The 14,096-nt window shown below is 30.6% G+C and carries 11 protein-coding genes and 1 pseudogene; 1 reads left to right on the top strand and 11 read right to left on the bottom strand.

Going from position 1 to position 14,096, the window contains the following annotated elements:
• Positions 1–79: 79 nt before the first annotated feature.
• From tagH to V7056_RS09355, 5 genes and pseudogenes are all read right to left on the bottom strand, one after another.
• Positions 80–901: pseudogene (tagH, locus tag V7056_RS09375) on the bottom strand (teichoic acids export ABC transporter ATP-binding subunit TagH); the annotation flags it as partial.
• A 12-nt stretch (positions 902–913) separates the two neighbouring features.
• Positions 914–1,720 carry an ABC transporter permease gene (locus V7056_RS09370; RefSeq protein WP_499701330.1) on the bottom strand — a complete coding sequence of 269 codons (807 nt, stop codon included), beginning with the start codon at positions 1,718–1,720 and terminating at the stop codon, positions 914–916.
• Positions 1,717–2,997, bottom strand: coding sequence for a nucleotide sugar dehydrogenase (locus V7056_RS09365; RefSeq protein WP_499701328.1), 1,281 nt, complete (start codon positions 2,995–2,997; stop codon positions 1,717–1,719). The genes V7056_RS09370 and V7056_RS09365 overlap by 4 nt, the downstream gene beginning before the upstream one ends.
• Positions 2,998–3,160: 163 nt before the next feature.
• Positions 3,161–4,462, bottom strand: a complete 1,302-nt coding sequence (locus tag V7056_RS09360; protein ID WP_499701326.1) for a glycosyltransferase — start codon at positions 4,460–4,462, stop codon at positions 3,161–3,163.
• A complete protein-coding gene (locus V7056_RS09355) occupies positions 4,455–5,666 on the bottom strand; it encodes a glycosyltransferase family 4 protein (RefSeq protein ID WP_499701324.1) in 1,212 nt (403 codons plus the stop codon). The genes V7056_RS09360 and V7056_RS09355 overlap by 8 nt, the downstream gene beginning before the upstream one ends.
• Positions 5,667–6,003: 337 nt before the next feature.
• Here V7056_RS09355 and V7056_RS09350 point away from each other — a divergent pair, with 337 nt between their 5' ends.
• Positions 6,004–6,936, top strand: coding sequence for an NAD-dependent epimerase/dehydratase family protein (locus tag V7056_RS09350; RefSeq protein ID WP_499701322.1), 933 nt, complete (start codon positions 6,004–6,006; stop codon positions 6,934–6,936).
• A gap of 50 nt (positions 6,937–6,986) precedes the next feature.
• Here V7056_RS09350 and wecB read toward each other — a convergent pair whose 3' ends face one another.
• The 6 genes from wecB to V7056_RS09320 all read right to left on the bottom strand — a co-directional run bounded on the left by wecB (position 6,987) and on the right by V7056_RS09320 (position 13,996).
• Entirely contained in the window at positions 6,987–8,102 is a 1,116-nt protein-coding gene (gene wecB / locus V7056_RS09345) for a non-hydrolyzing UDP-N-acetylglucosamine 2-epimerase (protein ID WP_499701320.1), read from the bottom strand.
• A gap of 98 nt (positions 8,103–8,200) precedes the next feature.
• The gene (tagU, locus tag V7056_RS09340; RefSeq protein ID WP_499701565.1) at positions 8,201–9,127 is read right to left on the bottom strand and encodes a polyisoprenyl-teichoic acid--peptidoglycan teichoic acid transferase TagU; all 927 of its coding nucleotides are present in this window, start codon (positions 9,125–9,127) and stop codon (positions 8,201–8,203) included.
• Positions 9,128–9,356: 229 nt separating this feature from the next.
• Positions 9,357–10,391, bottom strand: coding sequence for a DUF6270 domain-containing protein (locus tag V7056_RS09335; protein WP_499701318.1), 1,035 nt, complete (start codon positions 10,389–10,391; stop codon positions 9,357–9,359).
• Positions 10,392–10,403: 12 nt separating this feature from the next.
• Positions 10,404–11,372, bottom strand: a complete 969-nt coding sequence (locus V7056_RS09330) for a glycosyltransferase family 4 protein (protein WP_499701316.1) — start codon at positions 11,370–11,372, stop codon at positions 10,404–10,406.
• Between the two features lie 12 nt (positions 11,373–11,384).
• Positions 11,385–13,490, bottom strand: a complete 2,106-nt coding sequence (locus V7056_RS09325; protein WP_499701315.1) for a CgeB family protein — start codon at positions 13,488–13,490, stop codon at positions 11,385–11,387.
• A 5-nt stretch (positions 13,491–13,495) separates the two neighbouring features.
• Entirely contained in the window at positions 13,496–13,996 is a 501-nt protein-coding gene (locus V7056_RS09320; protein ID WP_499701313.1) for a hypothetical protein, read from the bottom strand.
• Positions 13,997–14,096: the final 100 nt, after the last annotated feature.

Genomic DNA, 14,096 nt, shown 5'->3' with positions numbered 1-14,096 from the left:
ATATAAAAAAATTATCGTTAACTAGCCATGATGACATTTTGATACTTACGCTTTACTTTTTAAAAATATCAAAAAATCCTTTTTTTGTTGAAACATCGTTTGTCATTAATAAACCATGCGTGTTTTCTTTTAATTGTTCTGCTTTAAACTTTATGCGCTCTTCTGGCGTCATTTTTTGATAATCAGCTAAGAATTTTTGATACTGTGCTGTTACTGGTAATACATCACCGTAATCTTTAATCTTACCATAATGAACCCATATCGCTTTTGTACAGAATGATTTAACTTGACCAAGTGAATGACTAATAAAGAAAATCGTTTTACCATTTTCTTTAAATTCGTTCATTTTATCTAAACACTTTTGAGTAAATGTTGGATCACCAACTGATAATGCTTCGTCTATTACTAGAACATCAGGATCTATATTAATAGAAATTGCAAAACCTAATCGTGAACGCATTCCACTCGAGTAGTTTTTAACTGGTTGATTAATAAACTTTCCAACTTCTGCAAATTCAATTACCTTTGGTGTTATTTCTTGAATTTGTTTTTTACTTAAGCCCATCATTAGGCCTTTTAGTTCGATGTTTTCTAATCCTGTTAATTGACCATTTAATCCTGCAGAAATTGCAATAAGAGAAGCAGTACCATTTACATATACGTCTCCTTCATTGGGCATCGTAACACCAGAAATTAAATTCGACATGGTACTTTTACCTGAACCATTTAATCCAATAATCCCAACAATTTCACCAGAATCAACAGAAAAAGATACATCACTTAAAGCGTAGTGGAAATCTCCACTTTCCTTTGAAGTAAATAAATCTTTTATTTTATCAATTTGTCTAGTGTACATCTTGTATTTTTTTGTTACATTCTTAAATTCAACTTTTGTACTCATAGGCATTCACCTTTACAGATAGTCCACAAAATTTCTTCTAAACTTAACATGTAATGTTGTTCCTAAAACTAACATTACTAATACTAAGCCCCAGAAATAAAGTGTTAATGGAGATAAGAAGATACTAGTGTCATCATAAATTAATGCTGAACGATAGCCTTCTACTACATAATAAAATGGATTTAATTTCATTAAATTTAATAGAAACTCAGGAGCATTCGCACTTGGTTCCCATAATACTGGTGTTAAATATAGTAACAATCTTGTTGTTTGTTGAATTAATAAATGAATGTCTCTCATCATTGTGGATAAAGTTGATGTAATAAAAGACAATGCTACTAAAAAACAAAAACTAGATAAAATAAAGTAAAGTAATTCTAAAAGGTGGATGTTACTAATTCCAACAGAAAACGATACAATCGCTAAACATAAAATCATTAATACTGCATGCGTATATAACTGAGCAACAATAACATATGTTGGCGTAATACTTAGAGGGAAATTCATCCGAGCAACTGTATTAATCCTTGCATAGATTGCATTAGAACCTTGCATGATTGATCCACTAATGAAGAACCAAGGTATTAGCCCACATACCATCCATGTGAAGTATGGAATGCCATGAACTGATGCACCCCCACGAATACCTAGACCAAACGTTAGACCATATACAGCAATTTGGATAATTGGATTTAAAAATATCCATATACCGCCAAGAAAACTGTTTGCATAGAGCTTTTTAAGCTCATATGCAGACAGTCTACCTATCATATATACATTATTAAATTGTTCAGAGAATACGGTTTTTAACGAATTCATGCCATAACCTTTTTAGAATTTACTACTGTGTATAAATTACCAAAGTTTACGAATTGCATTTTTCCCTCATTTGTTTTCACGCAATTACGTGTATCAAATAGTACTGGTTTCGCCATTTTTTCAGCTAACTCATCTGTATTCATTGTTTTAAATTCATCATGATCAGTAAGAACTAATAATAAGTGTGCGTCTGTTACCGCTTCGTCAGCTGATAATAATTTGAAAGTGTCTGATTCAACATGTGGATCATGAACAGCACATTCTAAACCTTCGTTGCGAAGAATATCGATAATATCCATTGCTGGACTCTCACGCATGTCGTCAACGTTTCCTTTGTAAGTTACACCAAACACAGCGATTTTTGGATTTTCAACTCCACTAACCATTTCTTTTACATTGTTAACTACGTACTCAGGCATTGATACGTTAATACCACGAGCTAAGTTAATCATTTGAGCTTGCTCAGGTGCTTTTGCAACGATGAAGTAAGGGTCAACCGCTAAACAGTGTCCTCCAACACCAGGTCCTGGTGAGTGTAAGTTAACACGTGGGTGTTTATTAGCCATTTGAATTACATCTAATACGTTGATTTCTAATACATTACAAATTTTTGTTAACTCGTTTGCTAATGCAATGTTTACATCACGGAATGTATTTTCCATTAATTTAGACATTTCAGCTGTTTTAGCATCAGTTTTAATGATTTCACCTTCAACAAATAAACCATAAACTTTCGCACCAGCTTCTGAACAAGCTTCAGTAACACCACCAACGATACGGTTGTTATGAATTAATTCGTGTAAGATTTGACCTGGTAATACACGCTCAGGGCAGTGTACTAAGTAAATATCTTCACCTACTGTAAAACCAGCTGCTTCAACAAGTGGTTTAACATGATCATCCATACTACGTGGTGCGATTGTTGACTCAACAATAATGACATTACCTTTTTTAACAAATGGTAATACAGTTTCTGTTGCTTTCAATACATAACTTAAGTCACATGATTTATACATATCGTCATTGTTAGGTGTTGGTACTGCGATAATGAAAGCATCAGCTTCTTCAGGAGTTAATGAAGCACGGAAGTTTCCTTTTTCTACTACCTCTTTCACTACTTCGCCTAAACCTGGCTCTTCGATATGAATTTCACCATTATTTAATTTATTAACAACTTCTGGAAATAGGTCTACCCCTACAACTGTCGCTCCGTATTTAGCAAACATTGCTGATGTTGGTAATCCAATATATCCTAAGCCCATAGTACAAATTTTCATTTTAAATTCCCTCACATTCGATTTAGTTCATTGCCATAAAACGACAATTTTATGTGAAAATATAAGCATTTCGCCATATTACATTCTATCTCTTATCTACTTATACTTCAAATATTTTTATACTTAATTGTATTATGTTCATATAATTGTTAAATATCATGAATTAGGTTAACTTCCGATAAATGTCTATAAAGATTTTCTTTTCTTCATTCCAATTATATTTTTCGCGAGCAACAAGACAATTTTGACTCATTTCATCCCTTAGCTCTGGGTGATCTAATAAATAATTTACACCTTCTGCAATTGAATTAGGATCATGTGAATCAACACATATTCCCGTATTTTCTGCTTCTACAACTTTTTGTATTTCAGGGAAGCTACATGCAATTGCTGGTACCCCACTCATCATATATTCAAAAAGCTTATTAGAAGATGCAGAATAGTGGTTAAAGTTAATATTATTTAACACTTGAAAGCCTAAATACGCGTTTCGAGTATAGTTTAATAATTCATCAACCGGCACTTTTGAAATAAACTTAATACGATCATGTAATTTAAGTTCGTCTACAAGCTTTAACAAATTGGGTTTTATTTTCCCATCACCGATAAAAACGACAATACCACGTTTAAATTGTGGTGTAGCCTGTACAATTTGTTCTAATCCTCTTCCTTTTTGTATTCCACCTTGATATAAAAGAATTGGTTCATCTTCTGAAATACCAACTAATTTATGTAGATTTACTGATTGACTCTTTTCAGGATGAGATACAAATGGATAGTTATGAATCACTTCAGGATATGGAATATCGTAAAGTTCTTGAGTAAACTTAGCACGAGTATCATTCTCATGAATCATAATATCAATGAACTTAATTAAAAACTTTTCAATTTTTCCAAAGATAGGATTTTCATAACCAGAACGACTTGATTGAACCTCATGTGAATCATACACTAATTTCTTACGACGAAACAGTTTAGCACCTACAATTGCTTGTGGTAATGTATTTAAATCATTTGCATGATAAATATCATAATTTTTACTTAAGCCGTATAGTGTCATTTCTAATATTGAATAACCTCTTTTACTAGCAACTCTTACAATACGATGACTAAAGATCATCAATAACAATACAGTAACAATTGTAGCGATCGGAGAGGCATACAAGCATAGTAAGACTAAAACCAATGATAAAATATTAGTCACCAAATTAATAGTAGCGATACCTTTAACAGCTTCAGCTATTGAAAACGGCCAGTTTAATATAAATGGTAATCGATCATTTACTCGGATGACGTTAAAACCTTCTTTTCTATGTTCTTTTTTAGGTAAGTCTTTCATTTCAAAATTATGCAGTGCAATTAAATCTACTTCGTACCCCGCTTCTACAAGTGCTGAGCATTCCCGTAATACACGTGCATCATTCGTAAAATGATTAAAGACAAATGCACAAACTTTTTTATTCATCGATGTCCTCCATCGCTTTTTCTAAAACAAGAATGTTCGTTTTCCAACGTAATTTTTCATATGCATATTGATATCCATTTTGACCTAACTTTTGGCATAACGCATCATCTTTTGCTAGCTTCAATATATTGTCCGCTAAATCATCTACGCTATTTTCTTTTGAAACAATTCCACAGTTTGATGTATGAATAATATCACTTGCGTAACCAGATACATCTCCAATTATCGGTTTTCTTACGCACATATAATCGATAATTTTACCTGGTAAAACAGTTTTAAATACATCCTTATCAACCAAACTTACATAAGCTATATCCGAATTTGCAACTAATCGTAATGTATCATTTCTCGATCTAGCTGATTGAAGATTAATATTGTTTAAATTCTTCTCTTTAATCACTTTTTCTAATTCATTTAAATGATAACCATAACCAACAATCGTAAATTGAATATTTGCTTCGTCTTTTAATTTTTCTGCAACTTTTATTAACTTTTGGATATCTTGTGCTAACCCTAAATTCCCAGTATATATAACAGTTTTTTTAGTATCATTAACCTTTTGTTCTACTTCAATACTGAGCTCTTCTTCAGTAAGAGAGTTAGGCATAAAGTATATTTTATCTACTGGAACATTCTTATTAGTCATATAGTCGATAAAACTTCTGCTATTTACGAAAATTTTAGTTGCTTTACGATACAATATGTCCTCAAGTTTAAACGCAGTCGATAGTAGTAGTTTATTTGAAAACACTCCAACACCAATGATTGATTCAGGCCATAGGTCTCTAATATCTAGGATTAATGGTGCTTTCAACTTCCATTTTGCAATTAGTCCAGCCACTCCAACAAATATCGGTGGGGACGTGACAAAAACATAATCCACTTCTTTCTTATATCGAAGTATTTCGAGGATAAAACGGAACATAACCTCTAAATAAAGAAATAAACGTTTAATAATACTTGTTGAATGTTTTTTGACAAGAGGTTCAATTCGTATAACATCTTCCTCATTTAAATCACTATCCCAAAATCGTTCATTCTCATATAATTCTTTACTAGGATATCTAGGCTCTAAAGTTAAAACTTTCACATCATATCCTTTTGCATGCAACTCCAAATAAATATTCTTCATTCGGTTTGCTGCACTACCGATTTCAGGATAAAAATGCTGAGAAATTAAGAGTATTCGTTTCTTTGATGACATATCCGACTGCACCTCCTTTGCTTTGCAAAAGTCGAAAGTCTATCTTATTAGAAATCATATATTTACATTGTTCACCAAAATGCTACAAAACAAAATAATTTTAGCATAAATTGGGTAGATAATCCATTACCATTTGATTTCAAATGTAAATAGTTATCATGACAAAATTTAACAATCAACCACAATTAATAACATGCAATTTCGTTTAACTAACAAATCTATTACCACTTTTTCATTATTTACCATGATTGGATTAATACTTGTTCATTATGGTAAAATGTATAATAGTTTGTAAGACTTACATAAATTGCAGCAAGTTAATTAGAGGAGATTCATTATGAAAAAAGTAGTTGTTACTGGTGGAGCTGGCTTTATCGGTTCTAACTTAGTACAAGCATATAAATCCCATGGGTTTGAAGTAATAGTTGTAGATAATTTAACAACTGGCAAATTAGAAAATATACCATATGACATAAAATTCTACGAGATGGATATTCGTAATCCACAGTTTATTGAAATCATCCTGAAAGAACAACCGGATATCATAAATCATCATGCAGCACAAATTGACGTACAGTTCTCTATTCAAAATCCAGTAGAAGATGCAAGTATCAATATCCTTGGTACGATAAACGTCCTTGAGTCATTAAGACAATTAAAAGAAATGAAAGACTGCAATCTAATTTACGCTTCTTCTGCAGCTGCTTATGGGAATCCATCGTATCTAGGAGTGGACGAAAAACATTCAACCAATCCAATTTCATTTTATGGCTCATCTAAACTATCACCAGAAATGTATATCAAAATCTTTCATGATTTATATGCGATTCCATATTCCATTTTCCGCTATGCGAATGTTTACGGAATTGGACAGGACCCTAAAGGTGAAGGGGGCGTCATCAGTATATTAGTCGATCGGATTGTAAACAATTCTCTTTTTACCTTATATGGTGATGGAGAACAAACAAGAGACTTCATATTCGTCCAGGATATCGTTAATGCAAATCTGATTGCTAGCGAGCATCCAATTAACGATACATGCAATATTAGTACAAATATACCAACGACCTTACATGATTTAATAAGAGTAGCTGAGGATGTCATTGAACGTAAAATTGAAATTGAATATGAAGAAGAAAGACCTGGTGACATCAAGTATAGTTATTTAACTTGTCAAAAAGCTGAATCACTTTTGTCATGGAAACCAACATACACATTGCATGAAGGATTAAAGGCAACGATCAACCATTATAATAGTAGAAACAAATAAAAAACAGGACATTGTTTACTCAATGTCCTGTTTTTTTACAGCTACACGTGTTACTTACTGAAGTTTTTTAAGATTGCTTCTACGATGCGACGAGATGCCTCACCGTCTCCATATGGGTTAGATGCTTTTGCCATTTTTGCATGTGCTTCACTATCTGAAAGAAGTTCGTCAGCTAAAGTGAAAATAACTTCTTCATCTGTTCCTGCAAGTTTTAATGTACCAGCTTCGATACCTTCTGGTCGTTCTGTCGTATCACGTAATACTAGAACAGGTACGCCTAATGAAGGTGCCTCTTCTTGAACACCACCTGAATCAGTTAAGATTAAATGAGCTCTAGAAGCAAAATTATGGAAATCAATTACATCTAATGGCTCGATTAAGTGAATGCGTTGATCTTCACCTAAGATTTCATTTGCAATTTCACGAACAACTGGATTCATGTGAACTGGATAGACCACTTGAATGTCATTATGTTTTTCAACAAGGCGTTTAATCGCCTTAAACATATTTCGCATTGGCTCTCCTAGGTTCTCACGACGATGAGCCGTCATTAATACTAAACGATCGTTTCCAACCGTATCAAGTACTGGATGTGAATACTCATCTTTTACTGTTGTTTTTAATGCATCAATTGCCGTGTTACCAGTAATATATATTGTTTCTTCTTTTTTATTTTCTGCAATTAAGTTTTGTGCTGACTTAGTTGTTGGAGCAAAGTGTAAATCTGCCATAACACCTGTTAATTGACGATTCATTTCTTCTGGGTACGGTGAGTATTTATCCCAAGTACGTAAACCAGCTTCTACATGACCAATCGCGATTTGATTATAAAACGCAGAAAGACTAGCAATAAATGTTGTAGTCGTATCACCATGCACTAAAACGATATCTGGTTTCACTTCTTGCATGATTTTATTTAATCCTTCTAATCCACGAGTAGTTACGTCAATTAGAGTTTGACGGTCCTTCATGATGTTTAAATCATAATCAGGTGTTATTTCAAAAATTTCTAGTACTTGATCAAGCATTTGACGATGCTGAGCTGTTACTGTCACAATTGATTCGATTTGTTCAGGATACTTTGCTAACTCAAGAACAAGTGGAGCCATTTTAATCGCCTCTGGTCTTGTCCCAAAAATTGTCATTACTTTTACTGTCATGTTCATTCTCCTTTTATGCAAAGAGTAAGTATTATGTAGTATATACTTCCCTATCATAACTTACTTTGTTAAAAAATTACATTTTAAAAAAATTTTGTCTATTTTTATTCCTCATTATTACCAACAGATAAGTCTAAATGATTTCTAAGTTCTGCTATTACATAGTTACGTTCTTCATCTGGCACTTGTAAATAATAAATACCATCAATCTTAGTTCCCTTACCTGTAATTTGAATTTTATCAATATTACTTGCAGCTTCACGATAATCTTGTTGTATTGAAACCATTTCATTAAACGTTAAATTTGTAACGACATTCTCTTCAATCGCTTTTAAGATGTCTTGATAATTACCTAAAGATGATACACTTGCACCTTTTTTAATAACCGCTTCAATTACAAGACGTTGTCTTAATTGACGTCCAAAATCACCACGAGGGTCCATTTTTCTCATTCGTGCAAAACTCAATGCTTCTTTCCCATTTAAGTGGATTGCACCCTTTTTAAAGTGAGTATTTTCGTACGTAAAATCTAAATCATTTACAACATCCACGCCATCTACAGCGTCTACGATGTCTCTAAATCCTTCCATATTAACTTCTAAATAGTAATCGATCGGTACATTTAAGAAATTCTCGACTGAATCTACCGTCATTTGTACTCCACCAAATGCATAAGCATGGTTTAATTTATCTTGTTTCCCTTTACCAACGATTTCAGTTCGAGTGTCACGTGGAATACTTACCATCTTAGTCGTTTTCTTTTCTGGGTTAACTGTCAATAAGATCATAGAATCAGAACGGCCTTTATCACCTTTACGATGGTCTACACCCATTAATAGTATTGAAAAAGGTTGCTTCTTTTGAACACTTACTACCTCTTTACGTTTATCTGTTTTCTCTATGTCCTTGTGAATTTTCTTTGATGTATTGTTAACATTATTGTAAATTGAGTATGCATAAATCCCTACGCCTGCGCCAACTACAATGATCACGAGTAATAAACTTAGTAATACTTTTTTTATAGTAGACATACGTTTTTTGGAATGTTTTTCTTTTCTCGACAAGGTAATTCTCCTTAAGAATAAATAATTATAATTTTTAGAAATATTCACGATAACAATATTTTACTTTATTTGCCACAATTCGCATATACATAAATAAAATTATCAAAGAATGAATAGTATTAGACTTAATAAAATACGGTCATCCCTAGAGTACGACCGTACATAATTTTAATGAGTAATTCTCACTTTTTTATGACTAAATCTTTATACTCTTTATAAAATACTTCACATTATTTATATCCAAAGAATCCCTTAAGAAAATTACAATATCATATTTACCTTTACTAATTGGTTTAAATTTAATAATTCTATTTTCACTGTACCATTGTGAAAATAATACTTCATTATTAAGCTTTACATAATAAGCAAATGATAAATCTTTATCTTTTAGAGTTATATTTAAACGATCTTTCTGCAAAACATGAATAAGTGAATCATTTTCAAATAAAATCTCACTATTCACTTTTATCTTTTCGATTAGTTCTTCTAAATTATTAATTATTGGAAGGATGTTCACAATGTCGTTCAATTTCTGAAGAAATATACTGTAGTATTGATCTTCAAAATGATAAGGACTAAGACCCCACCTATGATTAGCTGTACAATATATTTCCTCAGTCCTCATATCAATTACTTTCATTTCAGGGAAATTACATTCTATAAATTCATAATAATAATTTAAAAACTTATTTTGTCTTTCAATATGATTTAGTTGATTGGTGAATTCTCTAATCTCGCCATTCTCATCTACATACTTTGATTTCCAAAAACATTTGTGAATGATAACTCTATTTGCTGGGATATGATTAAATAGTTCATTAAAAAATAACTTTGCACTTTCTTCCCAAACAGGTAGTAAGCTCTCATTTCTTTCCATTTCTAAAAAAGCATAATGCTCTGATAAGCCGGATGTGATTAACTCATTTGATTTTGTAAAAATACTTTCATTCCATTTTAGTAAATTAAATCGCTCATCAATAAAATCTATAATCAAGTAATCAGTTGAATTATGTTCAATAATATTGAAGAAATCTTTTTCAAAATCATGTTTTATACATTTAATTTGAAAAGAGGAACTTAAATTTATTTTAGCTTCATCAATGATCATTGATTTTGAAACTAAACTCATAATGGAAGTTCTAGCAAAATAGTTACTAATTTCATACAAATCAATGCAGGAGTTAAATGCATCTCTTGTTACACAACTACCTAATATAGTAAAATTCTTCATTTAATCAGCTACTTATTCATTTTTTAGGATAATTCCCATAATTTCATCACACATTTTTTTTAAAGAATAATTCATTTCCACAAAATCTTTTAATTTTTGTTTTTCCGAAAAATCGTTATTGGTAATAAATTGAATTGATTCATCTATAGATTCAAAGATATATTCTCTAGGAAAAATTACATTTACCCCTTCTCTTCGCAACACAATAGGATACGCACCAGAAGCCATTCCTTCAATTGGTGCCATGTGGAAACTTTCATAATCACTTACTGAAAGGACATACCCGATATTTTTTAACCATGCAGATACATCTCCCCAGCTTTCAAAATGTACATTCTTTTTGTATGGAGCGTTTTCTATTCTTAAAAACAACTCATCATAAAAAGCCCGTTCTGTGTTATTATTCCAGACCCATCCAAATTCTTTTGGATGTTTTCCTATAATAAAAAGACGATATTTCTTATTCATACTATATAATTTTTCAAGTATATCAATAGCTCGATCCAATCTCTTTAACTTAGGTACAATCCCAATAATTCCAATATTATATTTAGACTTGAATGATTTTTTCTTATCAAATTTTTCAGTAAGGACACCATTATATATAACTTGCATTTTTTCTCTAGGTATACCAGCTACTCGATGAAACTCTTCATAGACATATGGAGAAATCGCAATAATTCTATCAATTTTATTGTAATCAAACTGATTTGGAAAATTAGTATTCATTTCAAACCTATGCATTCTTACAATTAACTTTTGATGAGATTTTTTATGGTCTTGATACCAAATTACATTCCCTAAACCCCATTCACAAAACAATACATCTGCCCAATCTACAATTTCCAAACTATACTCTTCATCATGAATAGTATGACCTTCCCAAATATCTAATCTTACAGATATACCGGGCGAATTCTTATAAAATTCTATTACATCATTAATAAATTTTAAATCATGTCCAATAAATGCGATTTTCATTCAAGTTTTCTCCTAAATATTTATCTCGTTAATTTTTTCTCTTGGAAGTGAATTTTGTCTACTTAAAAAATTAAAATCATCAATATTAAAAAATGTCATACCATACTTAAACCAGTTACTAAAATCACTATCATTTTCAATATTGTTAATAAACATAGAAGGATTAATTAATTTTAACGACTTTTTACTAATTAATGATGAATTAAACAAACCATTTGTTACAAAAGTGTATGGTTGACCTTGCCCTTTAACAATATTGGCATCATCTATATAATTTGTAGTTATAAATAAATCTTTTAAATAATTTTCTCCATAATGATGTTCAAAATGTATTGGCGCTGCATGTGATGTTTCAATTATTTGTCCAATATTTGAATAGTGGTGAATATAATCGATTAAAAATGTTTTAATTTGCCCATTATTGTAGTTGTTGAAAATATCTATATAACCTTCAAAGATATCTAATAAAATAACTAACTTTTTATTTTCTAAAGTTTGCTTATTAAATATACCCATTATAGCTTTTAGCTCCTCTTTACTTCTTACAATTCCAATCATAGTAGCGCCATCATCATTATTAGTATAAGAAAAACCAATGTCATTTAACATTTTTTCAATTCTATTTTTATAGGTATGATTTTCCATTACATGACGAAGCGAAAGTAAACGATTTGTATAAAAGTAATGATCATCAGTAAAATAACGACTTATTCTATTCTTTAATTCATCGTAATTTGAAGAGGCAACTACTAACTCCCCAAACATATTATTTATTCCTTGTGATTCTGAACTTACAACCGGAGTATTACTCGCTAATAATTCAAACACTCTTCTAGCAAACATAGTAGGCGAATTAATTATACTATTTACATTTAAAGCAATTTTATATCCTTTATATGCATAATCAATTTCGTCACCTTTTAAAGTACCGACAATAAATTTTTTAAACACTTCTGGGAATTGATTAGGCGATTCAGGATTTTTATAATTTCTATCATAAATATCAATACCGTAATCACCAGAGATACTTATCATATTATCCATAGCCTTTGTTCTTTCTGGAAACTTATCACCATAATATGCCCCAGCAAAAACTACTTTTTCTTTTCTTTCAAAACGCTCAATAGGATTGTGGTATTTAGGCTGTGCAGCAAAGGGAAATGTAAATACATTATTTACCCCTTGTTGTTTATACAATTCAATAGAATTTTGGTCCGTTGTAAATACATAATCAAAGTGGATCGCAGTGTTTATAAATGCATCAAAATGGAATGGATCTTCTTTATTCCAAAATATAGTAGGAATATTATTCTCTTTACACCAATGTACGACATTTGTTAATTCAGTATTATCTCTGGGTCCGCCTGTACCTACTTTATTAGTCCAACTTCCATCGTTTCCTAACCAAGCTGACTCACAAAAAAAGAGATCAGGTTTATTTTGAACAAGTTCATCATTCCAATTCTCTGGGGAAATTTTAATAATATTAAATTCTGGTTCAAAACATCTTGTAGTAAATTCATCTGCAATAAAAGCTACATTAAGATCTTTAATTTTTTTACTAGATTTTTTTTCATCGAATTTATATAGTTTGAGACTTGGTTTTTCTGCAAGAAAAGTAATGCTCTGAAGGATAAATTTACCTTTCCCTCTAATTCGGATAGCTAATTTGATATGATCAATATTTTCTAAATCGATATTTTTCAAATCAATAACCTTATCATATCTTGCTTTTGAAACGTATCTAACTCCATCTTTATAGATAGCTATAATATTAAGCTCGACTTCACATTTACCCTCGACGATACCAATCGTTTTAATACAACGGTTATTATTTGAAATTAGAAAGTCTACCATCGATTCAATTTTATTGGTATTCTTGCAAAAAATATATTTAAATTCCTCATTTTTCAAGGTTGAATTAAAGTGAATTCCTGTATCGTTTTTATCTATGGTAATGTTTTTTTCAGTTGAGAAATCATCAGCATTAAAAATAAATTGCTCAAAAAAATTAAAACTAATTCCTTTATATTCAGAATTAAGATTACTTAATAATATTTTAGAGTTTTTCTTTAATTCCCCTAGTTTGCTTAAATGGTTATCAATATACTCGTTCATTGTATTCACCTACTTTTTATATTTTTTCTAATCTTCCAATATCGAACAATTAAACTTCCAACTTTAGACTTCTTTAATTTTTGGTATTTCTCATCTACAATTTTTAGTTCTTTATTTTTTTTCATAATTATACTTTGATAGTTTTCATTTTTCATATTTAAGTTTGATATGATTTGATTCAATTCCAATAAAAACTCTTCTTGCTTAATGATTGTTTCTATATTTTGTAAAATATTAAGTTCTAGGTCATTTTCTAGTATTAATACAGTATTTTGTAAATTGACTATCTCTTTTTCTAAAGCTTCAATTTTATTTTTTTTAATTGTTATTTCTTTTTGATAATTGAGTAATTCAATAGTATTACTACCATCTGATGTGTCTAAATTAGCAAAATGATCTTTTGAATTTTTATTACCCAAATTATTAATTTCGACGTCATTCATTTTTTGATTTGAAGAAAGAGTGACATTATTATCTATAGTATTCTCATTGATGACTTTTCTCATTTTTTCACTCCTAATTAACAATTTACAAATATATAAAAAGTTTTTTATTTACAAGTCATTATCATAACATACCAAATTACCTATTTCGATATAATATTAA

This window comes from Bacillus sp. JJ664 (genome assembly GCF_036962205.1).
In the GTDB taxonomy this organism is placed as follows: domain Bacteria; phylum Bacillota; class Bacilli; order Bacillales; family Bacillaceae_G; genus Gottfriedia.
The sequence above is the reverse complement of the archived record's forward strand: the minus strand, read 5'-3'. Positions and strand labels throughout refer to the sequence as shown.

Coding starts and splice junctions, on each gene's coding strand:
- V7056_RS09320 (WP_499701313.1), bottom strand. CDS start 13,996: ATGAGAAAAGTCATCAATGAGAATACTATAGATAATAATGTCACTCTT.
- tagU (WP_499701565.1), bottom strand. CDS start 9,127: ATGTCTACTATAAAAAAAGTATTACTAAGTTTATTACTCGTGATCATT.
- V7056_RS09355 (WP_499701324.1), bottom strand. CDS start 5,666: ATGTCATCAAAGAAACGAATACTCTTAATTTCTCAGCATTTTTATCCT.
- V7056_RS09335 (WP_499701318.1), bottom strand. CDS start 10,391: ATGAAGAATTTTACTATATTAGGTAGTTGTGTAACAAGAGATGCATTT.
- V7056_RS09370 (WP_499701330.1), bottom strand. CDS start 1,720: ATGAATTCGTTAAAAACCGTATTCTCTGAACAATTTAATAATGTATAT.
- V7056_RS09350 (WP_499701322.1), top strand. CDS start 6,004: ATGAAAAAAGTAGTTGTTACTGGTGGAGCTGGCTTTATCGGTTCTAAC.
- wecB (WP_499701320.1), bottom strand. CDS start 8,102: ATGAACATGACAGTAAAAGTAATGACAATTTTTGGGACAAGACCAGAG.
- V7056_RS09330 (WP_499701316.1), bottom strand. CDS start 11,372: ATGAAAATCGCATTTATTGGACATGATTTAAAATTTATTAATGATGTA.
- V7056_RS09325 (WP_499701315.1), bottom strand. CDS start 13,490: ATGAACGAGTATATTGATAACCATTTAAGCAAACTAGGGGAATTAAAG.
- V7056_RS09365 (WP_499701328.1), bottom strand. CDS start 2,997: ATGAAAATTTGTACTATGGGCTTAGGATATATTGGATTACCAACATCA.
- V7056_RS09360 (WP_499701326.1), bottom strand. CDS start 4,462: ATGAATAAAAAAGTTTGTGCATTTGTCTTTAATCATTTTACGAATGAT.